This window comes from Aquirufa lenticrescens, from assembly GCF_019916085.1.
Classification (GTDB): Bacteria; Bacteroidota; Bacteroidia; order Cytophagales; family Spirosomataceae; genus Aquirufa; species Aquirufa lenticrescens.
Genome location: NZ_CP049834.1, coordinates 2,110,401 through 2,131,958, shown reverse-complemented (window position 1 = coordinate 2,131,958; position 21,558 = coordinate 2,110,401). Strand labels below are relative to the sequence as shown.

Genomic DNA, 21,558 nt, shown 5'->3' with positions numbered 1-21,558 from the left:
GACTGACCACTGACACATTTGTTATATAATTTATATTATGTTAAATAGAATATAATCCATAAGAAAAGGGCTACCTATTTCTAAGTAGCCCTTTCTAATTTTTATTTCTCTAACTCAGCTAATTTAGCTTCGTCTTTCAATTCACGATACACTTGTTTTAAGATTTCTTTCAAGTCTTCGTCTTTCTTAACTTTGAAACCACGCTCGAAATACGGTAAAGCCTCGTTGTATTTTACCGCTAATTTAGCTTCTAAATCCTTACCAGACTTCTTGTAATCATTCATATCCATACCATTTAATTGCTTCTTAATCTCAACGGCATCATTGTAATAATAAGCACCTAATTGGTATAATGCATCATAGTTTGTTGCATCTACTTCTAACGCTTTTGTGTAGTAATTAGGCAAATTCGCACGAATTTCCTTCACTTTAGCTGTTAATTCATCGATTTTAGCTTTGTTTGCTGCGGCATCCCCTGCTGCAGCTTCAGCTGCTGTTTTTTCTGTTTGGATACCTTTTTGAACCTCGATTAAATCTTTCACTTTCGTTTCCAAACTAGCTACTTGGCTATTAACAGAAGCTTTAGCTTTAGGCGTTGTAGCTGCCTTTAATTTCGCTTTCGTACGCTTAACTTCGTCTTGGAAAGCAGAAATTTGATCATTTTGAGCTGTTAGACGGCGATCTGCCTCTTGAACTTTGAATGATTTATCTTGAATCTTTCTGATTTCGTCATTTAATCCAGAAACCTTGTTTTCATACAATAAACCTAGGTTTAACCAAGAAATACCATCTTTAGGATCGTTAGCTGTTGTTTGAGTTAATTGCGTAATCGCTTGATCAATACGGTTGAAAGCAATCAACATATTGAACTTCTCCCCTTTCAAGTCTTTGTTTGAAGGATAAATAGCGATTGCTTTTTCAATGATGTTTAATGCTTTGTCTTCGTCTTTGTTATTCTTGTAGATTTGAGACAATCCGTATAAGATAGCTAAGTCTTTACCTCCAATAGTCAAATACTTCTCATAAGCTGCCTGTGCGATTTTGTCTTCTTGGCAAAGTTGAGCTGTAACACCTGTGTACATCGCTGTAATCGTGTCATTAGGCGCTACTTCAGAAGCTTTAGCCATATAACGAAGTGAACCTCTGTAATCTTTCCCTTGGTATTTCACCACACCCATATTTAAAAAGGCATTAGAGAATTTCTTGTCCACCATCATTTGGTCAGCCTCTTTTGCTACTGAACCTTTTTTACCATCTTTCGTATCTAATTTGATCGCCTCATTAGCAAAATCCAACGCTTGGAAAGCTGCTTCTGGGTTAGTTAAAGCGAAAGTAGAATCTGGGAAAGACGCTAAATCTAAATAAGCTTGTGAACGAGTCAACCATAAACGAGCCTTTGTAGGGGCCTTTTTAACGTCTTCGTCAGATTTTTTGATCGCTTCGCTGATGTTTTTCTTTTGTGCATCAACTAGTGCTTTTTCTGCTTGGCCAAATGAAGCATTCATCGCCAAAGCCACCGTAAACAGGGATAAAAGTAGTTTTTTCATTGTTTTATTTAATTAAAAAATAGCCCAGACTTTCGTCTGGGCTCAGGTATTATTCTTCAGTTACTTCTTCTGAGGCTGCTTCAGATGCTGTCTCCTCCCCTCCTTCCGGAGCTTCAGTTACAGCATTTGTCGTATCAACTACTCCTTCTGTTAACTCAGCACCTTCTAAAACCTCTACCTCTTCAGGCTCCGGCTCTTTTTCGATCTTCGTTACAGATGAAATCTCATCAGATTCATTTTTCAAGCGAATTAATTTAACCCCTTGTGTATTACGTCCCATCACACGAAGTTCAGCGACGCTCGTACGGATTAAGATACCCGCTTTGGTGATAATCATCAAGTCATTGTTATCATTCACCTCTTTGATAGCGACTAGATTACCCGTTTTCTCCGTGATATTCAAGGCTTTAACACCTTTACCACCGCGGTTTGTTAAGCGGTAATCTTCTACTTCAGAACGCTTACCAAATCCTTTCTCCGATACCACTAACAATTGTTGTACTTCCGGATCAGAAACGCAAACCATACCTACCACTTTCTCCGTAGGAATGTCTTCATCGATCCAAATACCTTTCACACCAGCTGCTGAACGACCCATTGGGCGAACGCGTGTCTCTTCAAAACGAACAGAACGGCCAGTGTTAGTAGCAATAACGATTTGGTTGTTACCATTTGTCAAGGCAACGTCTAATAAACGGTCTCCTTCACGAATAGTAATAGCGATGATACCATTTTGACGTGGACGAGAATATGCCTCTAATGACGTTTTCTTGATCGTACCGTCTTCTGTACACATCACAATGAAGTTATTATCAATGTAATCAGGATCAGTAATCGACTTCACGTTGATGACGGCTCTAATGGTGTCACCGTTCTCGATGTTCATCAAGTTTTGGATAGGACGACCTTTGGAAACCTTAGACCCTTCTGGAACCGCGTAAACACGTAACCAGAAACATTTACCGCGCTCTGTGAAGAACAATAACCAGTTGTGCATCGTTGCAGAGAACAAATGCTCCGTGTAATCGTCATCTTTCGTTGCAACAGCACGAGAACCTACGCCACCACGTGATTGTGAACGGTATTCTGTGATTGGAGTACGTTTGATATAACCTTGTGCAGAAACCGTGATTAACATCTCGTCATCCGCAATCATATCCTCTACTGAGAATTCTTCATCCGTCATATTGATTTGCGTTCTACGCTCATCGCCATAACGTTGTTTGATGTCGTTTAATTCGTCTTTGATGATTTGTAATTGACGTTCTGGTTTGGCCAAAATATCTTCCAAATCTTCAATCAACTTCATAATCTCCGCAAACTCATTCATGATCTTCTCACGCTCCATACCGGTTAAGCGTTGTAAACGCATCTCCAGGATAGCCTTCGATTGAAGTTCAGACAAGTTGAATTTAGACATTAAGCCTTCTTGAGCCGCATTCGGATCTTTCGACTCACGGATTAACTTAATTACCGCATCTAGATTATCTAAAGCAATAATAAAGCCTTCCAAAATATGTGCACGCTTGCGTGCCTCACGCAAATCGTATTGTGTACGACGTACGATAATCTCATTTCTATGCTCTACGAAGTGGTGAATCAAGTCTTTTAGATTCAACATCATAGGGCGACCTTTCACCAAGGCTACGTTATTTACCGAGAATGATGATTGTAACGCTGTATGCTTGTAAAGGTTATTCAAAACTACATTCGCTACCGCATCACGCTTTAAATCGAATACGATGCGCATCCCTTGACGGTCAGACTCATCGCGAATCTCTGAAATACCTTCGATCTTTTTGTCATTCACTAAATCAGCACATTGCTTGATTAAGGACGCTTTATTAACCATGTAAGGAATCTCAGAAACAACGATCTGCTCTTTACCTGTTTTAGACGTATCAAAAGTAGCGTTTCCACGCACTACGATACGACCTCTACCTGTCTCGAATGCATTGCGAATACCTTGCACACCATAAATCGTACCTCCTGTAGGGAAATCCGGTGCTTTGATATACTGCATCAACTCAAGAATCGTGATATCACGGTTGTCGATATAAGCAGAAATACCATCTACTACCTCATTTAGGTTGTGAGGCGCCATATTCGTCGCCATACCTACCGCGATACCTGATGTACCGTTCAATAGTAAGTTAGGAATCTTAGCTGGTAAAACGGTAGGCTCCTCTAGGGAATCATCGAAGTTAGGCTGAAAATCAACCGTTTCTTTGTTCAAATCAGAAAGCAACTCATCCGCAATACGCTTCAAACGAGCCTCCGTATAACGCATCGCTGCCGGAGAATCACCATCCACAGATCCAAAGTTACCCTGGCCATCCACTAAAGGATAACGCAATGACCAATCTTGGGCCATACGAACCATCGTGTCATACACGGAAGAATCACCGTGTGGGTGATACTTACCCAGTACCTCTCCGACAATACGAGCAGACTTCTTATAGGATTTGTTGTAACTAACCCCCAGTTCCTCCATTCCGAATAACACCCTTCTGTGAACTGGTTTTAACCCATCACGTACGTCTGGAAGCGCACGAGACACAATAACTGACATCGAATAATCGATGTACGCCCCTCTCATTTCATCTTCGATGTTGATAGGGATAACGTTGCTTTGTAATGACATAAAAACTGTTTTGATTCAAGAGAAAAACACAGCAAAAAGCGGTATTTTTCAATAGAACAAATATCTTAAATTTTGCCTATTTTTCCAAGAAAAAATGATGCTAAAATAAGGGGATTATTTTTTGCGAACAGAAGACTCCCGAACAATCAATTTTGTCTTCAAAACTTCTACCCTTGGAACCGGATTATCTGTTTTGTGTTCGATTTGCTCTAGCAATAATTCAACCGATAATCGGCCTATTTCTTCCAATGGCTGCGCAATCGATGAAATTGTAGGTGAAACCAACGAACAGATAGGCTCGTTGTTGAAACTCACCATTTTTACCTCATCTGGCACTGAAATATTCAATTCTCGAAGAGCAATTAAGACTCCGATAGCTAAACGATCTGACACCACTAAGATACCATCCGGACGATTCGCCTCTTTCATCAGTTGATGTGTCTTCGCAATCGCTGAATCTTGGAAGTAATCACTATGTATAATCAACGAAGGATCTGACTCGATTCCAGCCTCTTGAAGAGCGCGCGAATAACCCATTCTTCGCTGGTTACTTACGGAAACATTCTTAGGCCCTGCTAAAAAAGCAATGCGCTTACATCCATTCTCAATTAAGTGTTTAACGGCTTCATAAGCAGATTGCTCATTATCCACCATCACTTTAGAGGCATCAATTTCTTCACTATCTCGGTCAAAGAACACGAGTGGGATTCCCCTGCGTTGTAAACGAGTTAAATGATCAAAATTAACCGTCTCACGAGACAAGGAGATGATTATCCCCTCTACCTGAGAACGGGACAGGTTTTGAATATTTGTTAATTCACGCTCAAAGGATTCCTGCGTTTGGGCAATCAGAAGAGAATATCCTGCTGCAATAGCAGCATCTTCGACAGCTTTAACTACCGTAGAAAAGAAATAGTATCCTAGATCGGGAACGATAAGACCGAGTGTTTTGGTCTTCGATTTAACTAAACTGGTAGCTAGGACATTAGGCTGATAATCAAGCTCTTTGGCAAGATCCAAGACTAATTTCTTCGTATCTGGATGAATATCCGGCAAATCACGTAAAGCCCTGGATACGGTCGCAACTGAAACTCCCAGCTGTTTGGCAATATCTTTGATGGTAACTTGGTGACGCATTAGTTTAGGTTAGCTTCGCCAAAAATACACAATAAATGTTTACAAAATTCAATCGAGGCGATAAACGACAGTACTTCGTCCTGCAGAGACACCCATAGGAGGATTTTCCTTCGAAATTTGCACTAAAACGGCAACTTCTTGGCTTAATTCAGCTCTGATTTTTTGAGCAATCGTTTCAGCTACTGTTTCTAATAAATCCACCGGCTTGGCCATTACCTGCTTGCAAATGGTATAAATCTGCGAATAATCGATGGTATCCGCGATATCATCTGAAAAATTAGGCTGCGATTCCGATTCGACTAGCACGTCTAAGGTATACCAATTTCCTAAAATTCGCTCCTCCGGATACAACCCGTGAAAAGCAAAAATGCGTATGTCATCGATAGAAACTTGGTAATTCGCCATCCTAGTTGATCTCCCCTACTTTTCCTCTTGGACCTGATGATTTTGCATAAGCCTCTAACACCTTGTTCAAGGTTGGTAAACCTTCGTCAGATACGGTTTCCAAAGTGATTTTAGGCTTAGGACCGCGTTTAGCAGCTGGTTTTGTGGCTGATTTTGCGGCTGGTTTAGCGGCTTTAGGTGCTTTAGCTGTTTTAGGTGTTTTCGCCACCGCCTTAGGCTTAGGACCGCGCTTAGCAGCTGGTTTTAATTCCGGCTGGGCTGACTTTACCGCTGGACTAACCACTGATTCAGGTGTAATGGCTTGTACTTTAGGCTTAGGACCACGCTTAGCAGGAGCTGCTTTCGGTTTTGCGGCTACTTTAGGTTTCGCGACTTTAGCTTTCGCAGCTACTTTGGGCTTTTTCACCACTTTTGCCTTAGACTTATTTTTCACACCTGGCTTGCGTCCTCTTTTAGCTGCTGGTGCAGCAATAGTATCTATTGAGGCCACTGGCTTAACTAATTCGGTAGCATTCCATTGGGAAATAGACCCTAATGTTTGCTCTGAAATTTGCTTTAATTGAGCTGCAATTTCTTTCTGAGCTTCCTGCAAATTGCGCAATTGACGCTCTTGCTCCTTTAATTCTTGACCTGCTTGCGCTAAGGTTTGTTTACGTTCGTTTTCGGTCAGCAAAGCTTGTTTTTGAGCATCGGACTCGGCTTTCTTTTTAATAGATTCCGCTTCTTTAGTGGCTTTATCAAGGATTGATTTCGCCTCCTTTTCCATTTTAGCCGCGAAGTTCTGCTGACTTTCTTCTGCTAATTTCAACGCTCTAAATAAACTGGATTCAATTTCTCTTAAACGAGCCACTTCGGCTTCTAAATCAGCTACTTTCTGATTTGATTTAGCCAAAGAGTTTTGTGATTCGGTCTCAAAGTCTTGTACACTTTGAACATAAGCGTCTACTTGCGAGACATCATAACCGCGAAAAGATTTCGAAAAAGAAGCTTCCAATGTTGATAGATTTAGGTATACAAATGCTAAAATAGGAAAAATTTCATTGAATTTTCCATACGGAAAGATTTTTATCGTCTGATGCTGATACCAGCAAATCATCGAATGAAGACCAGATTAGTTTATTAACCGAATTCTTATGCCCTCCATGTCTAGAAGCATCTAACACTTTGCGCAAAGTTAACGTATCACTCTCCCAAACTTTTACCGTCTTATCCATACTAGCCGTCGCAAACCATTTCCCATCCGGAGAGAATTGAATATCGTGTATGGCATAAATATGCCCAATTACCTCATTTAGTAGCTGAAAATCGTTGCTCCAACGCTTGATTCGCGCATCTTTGCCTACGCTGTAGAGCTCTTCTCCCCTGCTTTGGAGAGAAAAAACAGAGGAATCGTGTGCTTTAAAATCCCTAACTAACTGATATTCAGCATTAAATACACGAACAAAGCCATCCGAATAGCCTACCGCCACACGATTATCCGCTAAAACGCAGAAACAGCGCGCGCTTGTTGAACTCGCTTTAATGTGTTTTACAACCGATTTAGTGGCGATATCCACCACCGTAATTAAACCCTCATTATGCCCAATCCAAGCATTAGAACCTACAAAAGCAATAGAAAAAATGGATAAACCTTTCGTGGGAATGGCGAATACCTGGGTCTGATCCGCTACTTGAATTCCTTGGATTCCCTCATAATTATGGCCTATCCATAAGATTCCTGATGCATCAAGCTTCATCGCATAAACGGAACCCTCTATTTGAGCAATTACTTTACCTAGATCCGGTTTTGCCAAATTCCATTGCACTACCCATCCATCAGATCCCGACGAATAAAACAGGGAATCCACGCCATTTTCAAGCGCATAAACCGGTCCACGGTGCCCTGAGAAGGTATCAATACGTTCGATTTGTAGCGTACTCAAATTATTTCCATCGATTTAGCTACAAAAATGATAATTTTACGTCCAACTATTCCCATATATGCCTCAAATATTTTCAAAAATTAGCACGGACGATTTCCAAATCTTGGTTTGGAAAATCAATGAACCGATCGCTTTTTTTGAAAGCTTTCCGGCATCCTGGGCTACTCCAGCTATCGAAAATCCAATTAAAAAACTGGAATCGATAGCAGCTAGGTATTGCTTACATCAGCTGTCACCTAAATTCGACAGCCTTGTTCTTGTCCAAAACGATCGAAATAGGCCCTTTTTTCAGAATTCCGACTGGCACATTAGTCTCACCCACTCCTATCCATTCGTGGCTGCGGCGTGCTCGCGTAAGAAACGAATTGGAATAGATGTAGAGAAACCGGGACGAAACATCGAAAAAATTGCTCCTCGCTTTTTATGCGCCACGGAATTAGAAAAATGGAAGGATACTTCGAATCTGTTGACTTTGGCCTGGTCTGCCAAAGAATCCATCTACAAAGCGGTCGGAAAACCGGGACTATCGTTTCAAAAAGAAATAGAAATAAGCGATTTCGAACAAAATCCGAGCAAAGCTCAACTAGCCACAGGAGAAGAGATCGGCATTTTTTGGGAAGAATTCCCCGAATTTAGTCTAACGGTAGCCTTAATCTAAGAGATCAATCAGCTCTGTTAATTCATCTTTGTACTCCTGCTCCCCAGCTTTTTCGTAAGCCATCATCAAATTACGGATCACGCGACGGATGATTTCCAAATTAGAACAAGGGTTGTAATAAATTTCGTTTGATGATAAGTTCAACTGAGCAATGTAATTATCGATATCTATCTTATTAAAAATCAATCCTTTGTTAAATACATTGATGTAAAACTGCAAGCCATTTTGCTTGTAGGTCAACACGAAGAGATTGGGCAAATTCACGCCATAAACAGGTAAACCTAATTTTTGGGCAATCCACATATAGATGACGCAAAGGCTAATGGGATTTCCTTTTTTGGAGGACAACACATTGTTAATGAACGAATTATTGGCAGCGTGAAAATTCTTAGAATTAGGTCCAAACTTCAATTGCTCAAACAACACCGTATTTAAAACCTTCACCTGGTCCATCGGGTGCAATTCCTCGCGCATCTGTGGCCAAACCTCGTAATACAACTGATCCATTTCTACTTTCAATTGCTCAAAACTGTAATCTGGATAGCGGTAAGTGGCTAAAATCCACATCCCTTCTAACAAATCCATCCCGCCCGCTTCCTTCCAAAGCTGCAAACGCGTCTTCACCGATTGCCACTGGAAATCGTGAATTAAGTTTTCAATTTTAGTCTGAAGAAGTGGATTTAGACTTTCAGTCTCCCATTCCGATTCTAAAACCGGAATGATGGACGGTCCCAAGGTCCGGATTTGCTGCTCCACCATGCTAACGACTTCCTGATCAGAATCGTCTAATAAATGAATCATGGCTTTAATGGCAGCTTCCGTCATAGAGAACGTATATTTTTGACAAAATTAAAGACATTTGGCCTATTTTCCCCTAAATTTGTCTTTAATTCTTATCATTTACGTATGCAAATTTTAATTACGGGAGGAGCTGGATTCATTGGATCACATACCTATGTGGTTTTGAAAGAACACGGCTACACCCCTATTATCGTAGATAACTTCTCCAATTCATCGAAAAAGGTCATTAAAAACCTAGAAATCATCACAAAAGAACCGGTGATTTTCGAAGAGGGCGATGTCAACCATCCAGAGACCTACGATTTATTATTCACGAAATACGATATCAAAGGAATTATCCACTTTGCAGCCTCCAAAGCGGTAGGTGAATCAGTGGAGAATCCCCTGAAATACTACCGAAATAACGTAGCGTCAACCGTACTATTATTAGAAAAAATGGCTCAATACAGCCTTTCTAACCTAGTATTTTCGTCTTCTTGTACCGTTTATGGTCAACCAGAAACGCTACCTGCCACAGAAGAATCGCCAGTACAACCCGCGACTTCACCTTATGGCAACTCGAAACAGATTTGTGAAGAGATCATTCGCGATACGGTAGCAGCTTCCTCCACTTTAAAAGCGATTGCCTTACGTTACTTTAACCCCATTGGAGCGCACGAATCGGCCTTAATTGGCGAATTACCGATCGGACCACCAGCTAATTTGATTCCATTCTTGACTCAGTCGGTGGCTGGTTTACGCGGACCATTGCAAGTGTGGGGAACGGATTATCCAACCGCTGATGGTACTGCGATTCGCGATTATATTCATGTGATGGATTTAGCGGGTGCGCACGTGAAAGCTTTGGCCCACTTAATTGAAGGTAAATCAACCAAGAATTACGATTTTTTTAACATCGGAACAGGCCATGGAAGCTCTGTAATGGAAGTTATCACCGCTTTCGAAAAGGCGACTGGCAAGAAAGTTCCCTATGAAATCAGAGACCGTAGAGCGGGCGATATTACGGCGGTTTACGCCTCAACAGATAAATCCAACCACGTATTAGGTTGGAAAACCCAATTTAGTTTAGAAAAAGCCTTGCAAGACGCCTGGAAATGGCAAGAAGCAATCAATTAATAAGATGAAAAAATTAGTTATCACCGGCGGTGCCGGATTTATTGGTTCTCACGTGGTTCGTTTGTTTGTGAACAAATACCCAGATTACCAGATCTACAATTTGGATGCCTTGACGTATGCGGGTAACCTAGCGAATAATGAAGATGTGGCATCTGCCCCTAATTACCACTTCATTAAAGCTGACATTACGGATGCGGAGCATATCGATGCCCTATTTGCAGAGCATCAATTTGATGGTGTATTGCATTTAGCGGCGGAATCCCACGTGGATCGCTCGATTACGGACCCTTTGGCGTTCGTAAGAACAAATGTCATCGGAACGGTGAATTTATTACAAGCCGCGAAGAAACATTGGGCGGGTAAAATGGAAGGCAAGCGCTTCTACCACATCTCAACCGATGAGGTTTATGGCGAGTTGCACGATCCAAAGGAATTTTTCTTAGAAACAACGTCTTACGACCCTCGTTCGCCTTATTCGGCTTCGAAAGCGAGTTCAGATCACTTCGTTCGGGCTTACCACGAAACCTATGGTCTACCTACGGTGATCACGAATTGTTCGAATAATTATGGGCCTAATCACTTCCCTGAGAAGTTAATTCCCTTGATGATTCACAACATTATTCATCACAAACCGCTTCCGGTGTACGGAAAAGGCGAAAATGTACGTGATTGGCTATTTGTGATTGACCATGCGCGTGCAATCGATACGGTATTCCATGATGGAAAAATAGGCGAAACCTATAATATCGGTGGCTTTAATGAGTGGAAGAACATTGATTTAGTTCATTTATTATGCAAAATTATGGATGAGAAATTAGGTCGTCCAGCAGGAACATCGGTTCAATTAATCACGTATGTAACGGATCGTGCGGGTCACGATTTGCGTTATGCGATCGATGCGAACAAGATTATGAAAGAATTAGGCTGGGAACCTAGTTTGCAATTCGCTGAGGGTTTAGAGAAAACCGTGAATTGGTATTTAGAAAATGAAAAATGGTTAAATGATGTCACTTCAGGTGATTATCAAAAATATTACGAAAAAAACTACGCAGGCAGATAAGATGAAAGGAATTATTTTAGCGGGTGGATCCGGAACGAGATTACACCCATTGACATTAGCGGTTAGCAAGCAATTAATGCCGGTTTATGACAAGCCGATGATCTATTATCCCTTGTCTATCTTGATGTTATCGGGCATAAAAGAGATTTTGATCATCTCTACGCCACACGATTTACCTCATTTCGAGAAGTTATTAGGCGATGGATCCCAAATCGGTTGTCGTTTCGAATATGCTGTTCAACCAGAACCGAATGGTTTAGCGCAAGCGTTTGTGATTGGCGAGAAATTCATTGGAAAAGACAAGGTTGCCTTGGTTTTAGGCGACAATATCTTCTATGGTTCCGGCTTAAGTAAGTTATTACAAGCGAATAATGATCCTTCAGGTGGTGTGGTTTATGCTTACTCAGTGAATGATCCAGAGCGTTATGGAGTGGTCGAATTCGATGCAGACAATAAAGTGATCTCGATCGAAGAGAAACCAGCGAAACCGAAATCAAATTATGCTGTCCCAGGCTTGTATTTCTACGATAATGATGTGGTGGAGATTGCCAAAAACATTGCTCCATCCCCTCGTGGAGAATACGAAATCACGGACGTAAACAAGGAATACTTGAAGCAAGGTCGTCTATCGGTGGGTATTTTGAACCGCGGAACAGCTTGGTTAGATACAGGTACTTTCGCGTCCCTAATGCAAGCAGGTCAATTCGTTCAAGTGATCGAAGAACGCCAAGGTATGAAAGTAGGTTGTATCGAAGAGGTAGCCTATCGTATGGGTTACATCGACAAAGCGCAATTAAAGAAAATCGCTGAGCCGCTGGTGAAAAGTGGTTATGGACAATACCTATTGAACTTAATAGCCTAAAAACGGCTTAAATACCTATAATTCCCGCTATCAATGCTAATCCAAATAGCAAGATGGCGGGAATTTTTGTTTTCTCCGCCAGCACAAAAGCCGCGACCACGATTCCAAGAGAAATAAATTCTGCATCCACTACTAGAGGTCTAGTAAAGGTAAACACAGCCACCAAGGTCAAACCCACAGAAGCCGCCTGAATACCCGCTAGAGAGGCGCGAATGAAGCGGTATTGCTTCAATTGTCCCCAAATTCTGAATACAAAGAAGATCAAAAAAGTCCCTGGCAAAAAAATACCCAGCGCACCGATGAGCGAACCCGCCAATTCACCTACCAGACCATAATCCTTCATCAACAAGACCCCTAAATAAGACGTAAAGGCAAATACAGGACCCGGAAGCGTCTGCGAAAGGGCCATTCCCGTCAAAAAGACGTCCGAACTGATTAACTGTTTAAACTCCACAAATTCGGTGTAAAGTACGGGGGCCAAAATGTGACCACCCCCAAAAACGAGAGAACCATTCCGGTAAAAATTCTCAAAAAGGCGGATAGGAAAATAATCTGTAAAGTGGCCTAAAAGTGCCAAAAAGAGTAAAAAACCCCAATACAAATGAAAATTAGCCCAAGGAATGACGAATTTGTGTTTGGTTTGGCGAGGAAAATCTTTGTAGTTAAAAGAGGACACTACACCCCCTAAAACGAGTACCAAAGGGAAAATATAAGGACTGTGAAAAGCGATCCCTAAAAACAAGGTCACGAGCAAAATGATAACATACATATGGCCTGTAATGACCTTTTTGGCCATATACCAACCCGCCTGCAAAATCAAACCAATACCCACTGGAAGAACGTAATGAAGTATGGAATTATTCCGTAAAAAAGTCATTCCATAGGCTGCCAGGGTCATGATAAATACCGCAGGCGTAATCCAAATAAACAAGGTGAGGTAAGCCAAAGAAGCCCCACCCCGCTTCAAACCGATCGCTGTGATCATTTGAGTAGAGGTAGGGCCTGGTAATACGGAACAAAGCGCTTGAATTTCAAACAACTCTTCCTCCGTTAAATAGGCTCTTTTCTTCACTAATCGATCTAAAAAGAGCGCAAAATGCACTTGAGGTCCACCAAAAGAGGTGCAGGCTAAAAGCAAGACATCCCACAGGAAATCTAAGTGTTTTAGCCGCCTCATTTAAGCCTTTTTAAGTCCTAATTCAATCAATCGCTCATTCAAAAACGCCCCTGCTGTCATGTCCGTATAGATTTTAGGATATTCCGTCGAAACGCAAGAAGGTAAACAAGTCAAATCCATTTCAGAACGCGGATGCATAAAGAAAGGGATTGAATAACGAGATGTACCCATTTTTTCACGCGGCGGATTCACAACGCGGTGAATTGTCGATTTCAATTTATGATTCGTCAACCGATCTAACATATCACCCACATTTACCACTACCTGATCCGGTAAAGCCGTAATGGGAATCCATTTCCCATCCATACGCAATACCTCTAAGCCTTCCGCAGAAGCGCCCATTAACAAAGTAATCAAGTTAATATCACCGTGTGCAGCCGCTCTCACCGCTCCTTCTGGCAAGGAATCAGGATCCAGAATAGGGAAATAGTGAATCGCACGTAAGATGGAATTACCATTTTTCACCCGGGATTCAAAATAGTCTTCAGGAAGCTCTAAATAGAGCGCAATTGCTTGCAGCAAAGCTTTACCAGCCTTCTCTAAGGTTTGATAAGCTTCCACCGTGTTCTTCTCGAAATCAGGGTATTCCGCTGGAAAAACGTTCGCTGGATATTCTGACCAAACCGAATCTCCATCTTCCTTGTGCGGTTGACCCACATGGTAAAATTCCTTTAAATCAGGTACCTTAAAGCCTTTGGCTGTTTCTTTTCGTTTTCCGATATAACCGCGTTGGCCCGCAATTCCTTCAATTTCATAGGTTTGCTTTAGCGAATCTGGCGATTGAAAGAATTGCTCCACATCTGAGTAAAGCTTCTTCGTGAAGTCGTTCGACAATCCATGACCTTTTATTGCCACGAATCCTATCGTATTGAAAGCAGCTCCTAAATCTTGTACAAATTTCGCCTTGCGACCAGCTTCTCCTGAAAGGAAATCAGCTAAATCCAGCGATGGAATTTCATCTAATAACATCTTATTTACTAAAGTTTGTTGATACAAAGTCCCAGTTAACTAGGTTCCAAAACGCTGCGATATAATCCGCGCGCTTGTTCATGTATTTTAAATAATAAGCGTGTTCCCACACGTCTAAAGCTAAAATTGGTTGTCCTTTCACTTCCGCCAAATCCATCAATGGATTATCTTGATTAGGCGTCGAAGAAATCACCAATTTTCCGTCTTTCTTGATTAACCATGCCCAACCTGATCCGAAACGGGAGGTAGCTGTCTTCGTAAATTCAGCCTTAAACGCATCAAATGAACCAAAATCAGCCTCTATTTGCTTCGCTAAAGCAGCGGATGGTTTAGAACCATTGGCAGGTCCTAACACATTCCAGAAAAAACTGTGATTCCAGTGCCCTCCCCCATTGTTACGCACGGCAACTGACTGAGTAGAAACGGTGGCTAAAATCTCTTCAATAGATTTGGTAGTACCGGGCAAAGCCTTGTTTAAATTATCCACATAAGCCTTATGGTGGCGATCGTGGTGGATTTCCATCGTTAAACGGTCGATATGAGGCTCTAACGCATCGAAAGCATAAGGCAAAGCGGGTAAGCTAAATGAATCAGCTACAGGAACTGAAAAAGAGGGCAAAACCACGCTTGCACCCGCAAGCACTAGGGATTGTTTTAGAAATTCGGAACGTTTCATCGTTATTCGGTTTATACTATTCGTACATTACTCGACCTACTATACTTCGGCCTAGTGTAATCTCGTCGGTATACTCTAAATCACCGCCGATGGGAATACCACGCGCAATGGTGGATAATTTTACGGGAAACTCTTTCAGTTTTTTGGTCAAATAAAAAGCCGTCGTATCCCCCTCCATTGTGGGACTCAAACCTAAAATCACTTCACTCACTTTCCCCGAAGCGACACGTGCCACTAAAGATTCGATGGTCAAATCGCCTGGCGAAATACCCGATAAAGGGGAAATAATCCCGCCCAAAACATGGTATAGGCCCATAAACTGGCCGGTATTCTCAATCGCTAACACATCGCGTAGATCTTCTACCACGCAAATGATGCTCTCATCGCGTTTATGACTGGCACAAATACCGCACAAATCGCCATCCGAAATCATATGGCATTGTGGACAATATTTAGTCTCTGTTCTGAGTTGAACCACGGCGTGGGCTAATTGCAAAGATTGGGCTTCTGGGCGCTTTAATAAGTGCAAAGCGAGGCGCAAAGCTGATTTTTTACCGATGCCGGGCAGTTTGGAAATCTCTTCCACGGCTTGCTCAATCATCTTGGAGGGGTAATTATTCATTAGGCGCTGGCTTCTATTTCTGCGGAAATTCCTCTACGGCAAATCTCATTGCGCATAGCTACTAACTCCTCAAATCCACCGGTTTTTACGCCGCATTTGCCTCTGAAATGAATCTGCAAGGTACATTGCTCCGCTTGTTGTGGCGTGTGTTCACACACCTCAATCAACGTTAAAATGACATATTCAAAGGAATTAACTTCATCATTGTAGACAATCAGCTGATGAGCTTCGATCACCTCTTCCTCTACGAGGGTCGACGTGTCTTCTTGCCATTTTTCCTGATTTTGAAAAGAAAAAGGTAGACGATAAATACTATCTACACAGAATTCCATATTTTTGATGAATTTGAAATCAAATTTAAAAAAAAATCCGTTCCAAACCTTATGTCTGTACAATTAGCTGGAGGAATTCTTGCCCTCTATTTTGGCCTGCTGTTAGCGATCTCTTATTTTACCTCCAGAGGCGCTGATACACACGCATTTTTTACAGCTAATCGCGAGTCGCCTTGGTGGCTAGTGGCCTTTGGGATGATTGGAACGTCCATTTCTGGCTTAACCTTTATTTCCGTACCGGGTGCAGTGGGTAAAACCTATTTCACCTATTACCAGGTCATTTTAGGTCACTCGCTTGGGTATCTGACGATTGCTTTGGTATTAATGCCCTTGTATTATCGGTTGAATCTGATTTCCATTTACGGATATTTAGAAAAACGCTTTGGTTTTTGGTCCTATAAGACCGGTTCTGCCTTCTTTTTATTGTCTAGAACAATCGGTTCAGCCGCTCGTTTGTACCTAGCGGTTAACGTATTGCAAATTGCGATATTCGCCCCTATCGGTGTACCCTTTATCATAACCGTTTTCGTTTCGATCTTCTTGATATGGCTTTATACGCACCGTGGAGGGGTTAAAACGATTATTTGGACGGATACTTTACAGACTCTATTCTTATTAATTGCGCTCTTCATTACCATTGTTTTAGTGGGCCAAAAAATGGACATGAGCATCCCTGACATGATTCAACAAGTGAGTGCGAGCAGGTATTCGCATTTGTTTGAGTGGGATTGGAAGAACCCTCATTTCTTTGGAAAAGACTTCCTAGCCGGTGTTTTTATTGCCATCGTTATGACGGGATTAGATCAGGATTTGATGCAGAAAAACCTGACCTGCAAATCGATCGGAGAAGCTCAGAAAAACATGTTCTGGTTCTACTGGGTGCTTCTTTTTATTAATATCTTGTTCCTTTCTTTAGGTGCCTTATTGTACATTTATTCCGCTTCTAAGGGGATCGCCGTTCCTACAAAAACGGATGAATTATATCCGATGTTAGCACTAGGAGGAGAATTTGGGACCTTAGCTGCTGTGACGTTTTTATTAGGCATTATTGCTGCATCATATGCGAGTTCTGATTCGGCCTTAACAGCCTTAACGACCTCATTCTGCATTGATTTCTTGAGTATTGAGAAGTTTAAGGAGGACAAGCAAAAGAAGATGAAGCATTTCGTGCACATCGGCTTCTCAGCCCTGTTTTTCGTCGTGATTGGCTTATTCCATATCTTCAACACTTCTGAATTGATTGCCGCGGTATTTAATTTAGCAGGATATACTTATGGCCCTTTATTAGGCTTATTCTCATTCGGTTTGTTTACGAAATATGCCATCCGTGATAAATGGGTGCCTATTATCTGTGTACTCTCACCTATCATTACGTTCGTGTTAGAGACACAGGCGCAGAGTTTATTTGGTGGTTTTGGGTTCGCAAAATTGATCTTGAACGGAGCGATTTGCTTTGTGATGTTGTGGATGATTCGGGACAAAAACTTAGAATCGGTACACGTTACGTAAGGCGTAATAATGGACGTTTTGGCCTGAACCACTTTCTTTTAGGTAGTCGCCTGCATCACAATAGCCTAGTTCTAGCTGAAAACTAAAATGTTTAGTGGGGAAAAACTGGGCGTCTAAAGCATAGATATTACAGATATCTGAAGCGACGCTTCCTAGATTTTTGCCGAGAATAGGTCTAGCTGGCGTCATATTGGGCGTAAATATACCATCAGACGTACTCTCCCTGCTCACAAAAGAGGCTCTTCCTGTCACTAACCACTTTTTGAAGTCTTGGTAACGAATGTAGGGGCTAAAATTCCACGTATTCGTAATATTTAAGGCTACGGTTTGGCCAAAAGGCGGTCTTGCAAATAAGGTATTAAACGTATTCAATTGTGTATCTAATCCAGAACGATCTCCAGGCACAAAATTCCCTGAAAATCCGACATAAAACGCTTTTTTTAGGGCAATATTAAAGTCCCAAACACCCATAAAAGCTGCGATGGACAGGTCATTAAATTGACCCGTTTGGCCCGCTAGTTCAATATCGTAATTCCAATTCCCTGGACTAGAAAATGATCTTAAACCAATCGTGTGGCGCTTTTCTAAGCCACGTTTAAATTGATATTCCCGCAAATCACTCTCGAAATAAAAATAATAGGGTTCAAACTGCATTCTTTTTTTAACCCGGTAATTCGCATAGAATCCACCTAAAATCTCATCTGTCGGTTCATCATCAAATACTCCAGGTTTAATGCGAATCGGATGCGAAACAAATGCATCCCACTGAAGATTCTTTTGCTGGTATTTCAAATTGATACCATAAAAAGGAGTTCTTGTATTAGGCCCCTCCCTTGTAGCTACAAATCGCTCCAAACCCAAGGAATATTCCTGCTTTCCAACCCGTAATTTCAAATTCTGAGCAAAGGGAATATCGACAAATAATTGATGAAGTGATAGTACATTCTGATCCAATTGTCCTGTAATCGGATTAGGATTAAAGAAACGTGCCGTACTGTTTAGTTGTGTAAATACGCGAAAACCACGAGGAAACTCAATATTTGCATGCAACATGGTTCGGTGCATTAATTGATACGGACTTTGGGTCACAAAATCCGCAGGCACCTCCCCAAAATTAAAATGAGTATACGACTGGTATTGCTCTCGCCACTCCCCTCCAAAGCTTAATCTAATTTCTTTTCCTAAGCGAATTTCTTTCAAATAATCCGTTACTTCCTTCTTCAAACTATCATTTTTCAAGGCAGAAAAGTTATCATCAAATCGCAATCGAGCAATTTGTTGAGCAGAAAGAGAGAAGGAAAGAAAAAGGAAAAAGAAAAGTCTCAAGGGCAAATAACAGATTCAAAAGACAAATGAAGACATTATAAAACAAAAAAACCACACGTCTTGTGTGGTTTTTTGCCTACCGAAGTAGTCCGTACGGGAATCGAACCCGTGTTTCATCCGTGAAAGGGACGTGTCCTAACCCCTAGACGAACGGACCATTATTTATTTTGGTGGCACAAAGGTAGGCTTTTCCCTTTTATATTCAAAACTACCAGCAAAAAAAAGACTAATTATTTTCTAATTTATTTTCGCTATTTTAGCCTAAACATTGAAGCAGAACCCCTTATGGCGAACGTACACCCCTATTCTCGATTAACTGATTTCGATATAGCCCTTTTCTTAAACGGCAAACATACAAGACTTTATGAGAAATTAGGGGCTTTTGAAATAGAGTACGATGGGATCCTAGGAACGTTTTTTGCGGTTTGGGCTCCTAGCGCAAAAAATGTGTTTGTAACGGGTAATTTTAATTATTGGGACCGCTATTCGCATCCTTTATTTCCTCGTTGGGACTCATCTGGCATCTGGGAAGGCTTCATTCCGGGTGTAAAAACAGGAGAAACCTATAAATATGGAATTGAAACGGCAGGTGGGGAATATTTGGAGAAACTAGACCCGATGGGCTTGTATTGCGAGGCTCCACCTAAGACAGCGAGTATCGTTTGGAACACCTATAAAGAGTGGAAAGATACCAAATGGCAAGAAAACAGAGCTTCTAAAAATGCCCTGAATGCACCTATGTCCATTTATGAGGTGCACTTAGCCTCTTGGATGAAAACGCTAGAAAATGAATACCTATCTTATGATGATTTAGCGGTAAAACTGGTGAATTACGTCAAAGAAATGGGCTTCACACACGTAGAATTTATGCCAGTGATGGAATATCCCTATGATCCATCATGGGGATATCAAATCACAGGTTATTTTGCTCCTACAGCACGTTTTGGTGATCCTCAAGGATTTATGCGTTTAGTGGAAGCCTTTCATCAGGCGGAAATAGGAGTAATTTTAGACTGGGTTCCGTCCCATTTTCCGGGCGATGCGCACGGATTATTTAACTTTGACGGTAGCAGTGCTTACGAGCATCCGGATCCGAAACGCGGTTATCACCCAGATTGGAAATCGTACATCTTCGATTACGGAAAGAACGAAGTTCGCTCGTTCTTGATGTCAAACGCCTTTTTCTGGTGCGATCGCTACCATGTGGATGGATTGCGCGTAGATGCAGTAGCATCCATGTTGTATTTAGATTATTCGAGAAATGACGGAGAATGGGAGCCAAATCAGTTTGGAGGCAATCATAACCTCGAGGTTATTTCCTTCTTACAAGACTTAAATAGCCACATTTATGCAGAGTTTCCGCATATCCAGATGATTGCGGAAGAATCTACAAGTTTCCCAGGGGTGACGAAACCGGTATTTATGGGAGGTTTAGGCTTTGGCCAAAAATGGATGATGGGTTGGATGAACGACACCCTGCGTTTCTTCCAAAAAGACCCCATTTACCGCCAACATCACCTCAATGAACTGACTTTCTCCCTTATTTATGCGTTTACAGAGAATTTCTGTCTACCACTTTCGCACGACGAAGTGGTCTATGGTAAAGGTTCATTATTGAATAAAATGCCTGGCGATGATTGGCAGAAATTTGCTAACCTACGTCTGCTTTTAGCAGAACAATTCACGCATCCAGGCTCTCATTTATTGTTTATGGGTGGGGAATTTGGCCAAAGAGAAGAATGGAATCACACCCAAAGCCTCGACTGGCACCTGACGGAACATCACTCCCACAGAGGAATTCAAGAAACGGTTAAAGCCTTAAATCAATTGTATCGATCAGAACCAGCGTTCTACAGTAAACAATTTGATTACGAGGGATTCGAGTGGATTGAATCAAACGATCAAGGCAATTCCGTGATTTCCTATATCCGAAAAGGAGAAACGGCTAAGCAACAAGTCATTGTGATTTTGAACCTAACACCTGCACCTCGTGATGGATACCGGATAGGTGTTCCACTTCCTGGGATTTGGAAAACTGTCTTCAATTCAGACAAAGAAGAATTCGGTGGTAGTAATTACCCCGTTTCTGGAGCTACAATGACGGAAGAAATCAACTGGCAAGGGAAAGCATTCTCAATCGCGATCAACCTCCCTCCTCTTTCTGCGCTTATTTTAAAGGCATAAGATGCGAAAAGGCTAGAAACAATAAAGACTCAGAAAAATTCCGAGCCTTTATTCAATCCGCCTAAGTAGTATTTTTAATGACCTAAGTCATTCAAAATCTTCGTTTGTATGAAATGTAATTATTGTATACAAAAGTAGTAAATATTTTATAGGCGGAAAATATTTCGATAGTTATTTTTTACTATTCAGATAAAAAATAGCATTATTTCCTCTTATTTATAATTTCTTCCATATCTGAGAGTTCCACTTCGAGTGCTTTAGTGGAAATCGTTATCTCCCAAGCACTTAGCGCTAGGGAAATACTCATACCTAAAAGGCCGATTCCAAAAAACCAACGAGCTATTAACTGTTGGTTCATAAACAACAGAAACATACACACCACGCTTAAAATCAAACTCACGATGGCTATAATCTGCATCCGCTGAATTAGTTTCATCCGCAATCGCAGGTTATCAATTTGCATGCGAATCGCATCGTCCGGATTTTGTTGAAATTTTTCGTGTAAACCACGAATCAACGAAGCCATCGACATAAAGCGATTTGTAAAAGCGATCATCAACAAGGAAACTGTTGAGAATAATAAGGCGGGGGTACCGATGCTTAATTCCATG

General features: G+C 41.4%; 20 protein-coding genes and 1 tRNA gene. 6 read left to right on the top strand and 15 right to left on the bottom strand.

The genetic code is table 11. The features are described from left to right. Positions 1-101: 101 nt before the first annotated feature. From G9X62_RS09520 to G9X62_RS09495, 6 genes are all read right to left on the bottom strand, one after another. Positions 102-1,547, bottom strand: a complete 1,446-nt coding sequence (locus G9X62_RS09520) for a tetratricopeptide repeat protein (protein ID WP_223130482.1) — start codon at positions 1,545-1,547, stop codon at positions 102-104. Between the two features lie 49 nt (positions 1,548-1,596). Then, positions 1,597-4,191, bottom strand: coding sequence for a DNA gyrase subunit A (gene gyrA / locus G9X62_RS09515; protein WP_223130481.1), 2,595 nt, complete (start codon positions 4,189-4,191; stop codon positions 1,597-1,599). A 114-nt stretch (positions 4,192-4,305) separates the two neighbouring features. After that, the gene (locus tag G9X62_RS09510) at positions 4,306-5,328 is read right to left on the bottom strand and encodes a LacI family DNA-binding transcriptional regulator (protein ID WP_223130480.1); all 1,023 of its coding nucleotides are present in this window, start codon (positions 5,326-5,328) and stop codon (positions 4,306-4,308) included. A 48-nt stretch (positions 5,329-5,376) separates the two neighbouring features. Next, positions 5,377-5,733 (bottom strand): dihydroneopterin aldolase, encoded by a 357-nt coding sequence (gene folB / locus G9X62_RS09505; protein ID WP_223130479.1) that lies wholly within the window; start codon positions 5,731-5,733, stop codon positions 5,377-5,379. Position 5,734: 1 nt separating this feature from the next. Further along, the gene (locus G9X62_RS09500; RefSeq protein WP_223130478.1) at positions 5,735-6,727 is read right to left on the bottom strand and encodes a DivIVA domain-containing protein; all 993 of its coding nucleotides are present in this window, start codon (positions 6,725-6,727) and stop codon (positions 5,735-5,737) included. Between the two features lie 43 nt (positions 6,728-6,770). After that, entirely contained in the window at positions 6,771-7,655 is an 885-nt protein-coding gene (locus G9X62_RS09495; protein ID WP_223130477.1) for a WD40 repeat domain-containing protein, read from the bottom strand. Positions 7,656-7,713: 58 nt separating this feature from the next. Here G9X62_RS09495 and G9X62_RS09490 point away from each other — a divergent pair, with 58 nt between their 5' ends. Continuing rightward, positions 7,714-8,313: a 4'-phosphopantetheinyl transferase family protein gene (locus tag G9X62_RS09490; RefSeq protein ID WP_223130476.1), complete on the top strand. Its 600-nt coding sequence runs from the start codon at positions 7,714-7,716 to the stop codon at positions 8,311-8,313. On the opposite strand, the gene G9X62_RS09485 is transcribed toward G9X62_RS09490, so the two are convergent. Continuing rightward, positions 8,305-9,138 carry a transglutaminase-like domain-containing protein gene (locus tag G9X62_RS09485; RefSeq protein ID WP_223130475.1) on the bottom strand — a complete coding sequence of 278 codons (834 nt, stop codon included), beginning with the start codon at positions 9,136-9,138 and terminating at the stop codon, positions 8,305-8,307. The two genes, G9X62_RS09490 and G9X62_RS09485, sit on opposite strands and share 9 nt — an antisense overlap. Positions 9,139-9,219: 81 nt before the next feature. On the opposite strand from G9X62_RS09485, the gene galE reads away from it, so the two are divergent. Genes galE through rfbA form a run of 3 tightly spaced genes read left to right on the top strand, consistent with a single transcriptional unit; the run spans position 9,220 to position 12,152 of the window. Beyond that, positions 9,220-10,230, top strand: coding sequence for a UDP-glucose 4-epimerase GalE (galE, locus tag G9X62_RS09480; protein WP_223130474.1), 1,011 nt, complete (start codon positions 9,220-9,222; stop codon positions 10,228-10,230). A 4-nt stretch (positions 10,231-10,234) separates the two neighbouring features. Continuing rightward, positions 10,235-11,290, top strand: coding sequence for a dTDP-glucose 4,6-dehydratase (gene rfbB / locus G9X62_RS09475; protein ID WP_130923821.1), 1,056 nt, complete (start codon positions 10,235-10,237; stop codon positions 11,288-11,290). A 1-nt stretch (position 11,291) separates the two neighbouring features. After that, positions 11,292-12,152, top strand: a complete 861-nt coding sequence (gene rfbA / locus G9X62_RS09470) for a glucose-1-phosphate thymidylyltransferase RfbA (RefSeq protein ID WP_130896523.1) — start codon at positions 11,292-11,294, stop codon at positions 12,150-12,152. A 7-nt stretch (positions 12,153-12,159) separates the two neighbouring features. Here rfbA and G9X62_RS09465 read toward each other — a convergent pair whose 3' ends face one another. From G9X62_RS09465 to G9X62_RS09445, 5 genes are read right to left on the bottom strand one after another with little or no spacing between them, the layout of a single operon-like run. Then, a complete protein-coding gene (locus G9X62_RS09465; RefSeq protein ID WP_223130473.1) occupies positions 12,160-13,329 on the bottom strand; it encodes a chromate transporter in 1,170 nt (389 codons plus the stop codon). After that, on the bottom strand, positions 13,330-14,298 hold the full coding sequence (locus tag G9X62_RS09460; RefSeq protein WP_223130472.1) for an isopenicillin N synthase family dioxygenase: 969 nt from the start codon (positions 14,296-14,298) through the stop codon (positions 13,330-13,332). Between the two features lies 1 nt (position 14,299). Next, positions 14,300-14,974 (bottom strand): superoxide dismutase, encoded by a 675-nt coding sequence (locus G9X62_RS09455; RefSeq protein WP_223130471.1) that lies wholly within the window; start codon positions 14,972-14,974, stop codon positions 14,300-14,302. Positions 14,975-14,990: 16 nt separating this feature from the next. Next, complete coding sequence (gene recR, locus G9X62_RS09450) at positions 14,991-15,596, bottom strand: recombination mediator RecR (RefSeq protein WP_130896410.1); 606 nt, start codon at positions 15,594-15,596, stop codon at positions 14,991-14,993. After that, positions 15,596-15,928, bottom strand: coding sequence for an ATP-dependent Clp protease adaptor ClpS (locus G9X62_RS09445; RefSeq protein WP_223130470.1), 333 nt, complete (start codon positions 15,926-15,928; stop codon positions 15,596-15,598). The genes recR and G9X62_RS09445 overlap by 1 nt, the downstream gene beginning before the upstream one ends. 51 nt (positions 15,929-15,979) lie before the next feature. On the opposite strand from G9X62_RS09445, the gene G9X62_RS09440 reads away from it, so the two are divergent. After that, complete coding sequence (locus G9X62_RS09440) at positions 15,980-17,437, top strand: sodium:solute symporter (RefSeq protein ID WP_223130469.1); 1,458 nt, start codon at positions 15,980-15,982, stop codon at positions 17,435-17,437. Here G9X62_RS09440 and G9X62_RS09435 read toward each other — a convergent pair. Beyond that, a complete protein-coding gene (locus G9X62_RS09435; protein ID WP_223130468.1) occupies positions 17,414-18,676 on the bottom strand; it encodes an alginate export family protein in 1,263 nt (420 codons plus the stop codon). The genes G9X62_RS09440 and G9X62_RS09435 overlap by 24 nt on opposite strands. 172 nt (positions 18,677-18,848) lie before the next feature. Further along, positions 18,849-18,920 (bottom strand) — tRNA-Glu (locus tag G9X62_RS09430). Between the two features lie 128 nt (positions 18,921-19,048). Here G9X62_RS09430 and glgB point away from each other — a divergent pair. Further along, on the top strand, positions 19,049-20,947 hold the full coding sequence (glgB, locus tag G9X62_RS09425; RefSeq protein WP_223130467.1) for a 1,4-alpha-glucan branching protein GlgB: 1,899 nt from the start codon (positions 19,049-19,051) through the stop codon (positions 20,945-20,947). Between the two features lie 202 nt (positions 20,948-21,149). Here glgB and G9X62_RS09420 read toward each other — a convergent pair whose 3' ends face one another. Next, the gene (locus G9X62_RS09420) at positions 21,150-21,557 is read right to left on the bottom strand and encodes a DUF2721 domain-containing protein (RefSeq protein ID WP_130896405.1); all 408 of its coding nucleotides are present in this window, start codon (positions 21,555-21,557) and stop codon (positions 21,150-21,152) included. Between the last annotated feature and the right edge of the window lies 1 nt (position 21,558).

Bases quoted from the DNA above. Each gene is read 5' to 3' on its own strand.
- G9X62_RS09520 (WP_223130482.1), bottom strand. From the start codon at position 1,547: ATGAAAAAACTACTTTTATCCCTGTTTACGGTGGCTTTGGCGATGAAT.
- gyrA (WP_223130481.1), bottom strand. From the start codon at position 4,191: ATGTCATTACAAAGCAACGTTATCCCTATCAACATCGAAGATGAAATG.
- G9X62_RS09510 (WP_223130480.1), bottom strand. From the start codon at position 5,328: ATGCGTCACCAAGTTACCATCAAAGATATTGCCAAACAGCTGGGAGTT.
- folB (WP_223130479.1), bottom strand. From the start codon at position 5,733: ATGGCGAATTACCAAGTTTCTATCGATGACATACGCATTTTTGCTTTT.
- G9X62_RS09490 (WP_223130476.1), top strand. From the start codon at position 7,714: ATGCCTCAAATATTTTCAAAAATTAGCACGGACGATTTCCAAATCTTG.
- G9X62_RS09485 (WP_223130475.1), bottom strand. From the start codon at position 9,138: ATGACGGAAGCTGCCATTAAAGCCATGATTCATTTATTAGACGATTCT.
- galE (WP_223130474.1), top strand. From the start codon at position 9,220: ATGCAAATTTTAATTACGGGAGGAGCTGGATTCATTGGATCACATACC.
- rfbB (WP_130923821.1), top strand. From the start codon at position 10,235: ATGAAAAAATTAGTTATCACCGGCGGTGCCGGATTTATTGGTTCTCAC.
- rfbA (WP_130896523.1), top strand. From the start codon at position 11,292: ATGAAAGGAATTATTTTAGCGGGTGGATCCGGAACGAGATTACACCCA.
- G9X62_RS09465 (WP_223130473.1), bottom strand. From the start codon at position 13,329: ATGAGGCGGCTAAAACACTTAGATTTCCTGTGGGATGTCTTGCTTTTA.
- G9X62_RS09460 (WP_223130472.1), bottom strand. From the start codon at position 14,298: ATGTTATTAGATGAAATTCCATCGCTGGATTTAGCTGATTTCCTTTCA.
- G9X62_RS09455 (WP_223130471.1), bottom strand. From the start codon at position 14,974: ATGAAACGTTCCGAATTTCTAAAACAATCCCTAGTGCTTGCGGGTGCA.
- recR (WP_130896410.1), bottom strand. From the start codon at position 15,596: ATGAATAATTACCCCTCCAAGATGATTGAGCAAGCCGTGGAAGAGATT.
- G9X62_RS09445 (WP_223130470.1), bottom strand. From the start codon at position 15,928: ATGGAATTCTGTGTAGATAGTATTTATCGTCTACCTTTTTCTTTTCAA.
- G9X62_RS09440 (WP_223130469.1), top strand. From the start codon at position 15,980: ATGTCTGTACAATTAGCTGGAGGAATTCTTGCCCTCTATTTTGGCCTG.
- glgB (WP_223130467.1), top strand. From the start codon at position 19,049: ATGGCGAACGTACACCCCTATTCTCGATTAACTGATTTCGATATAGCC.
- G9X62_RS09420 (WP_130896405.1), bottom strand. From the start codon at position 21,557: ATGGAATTAAGCATCGGTACCCCCGCCTTATTATTCTCAACAGTTTCC.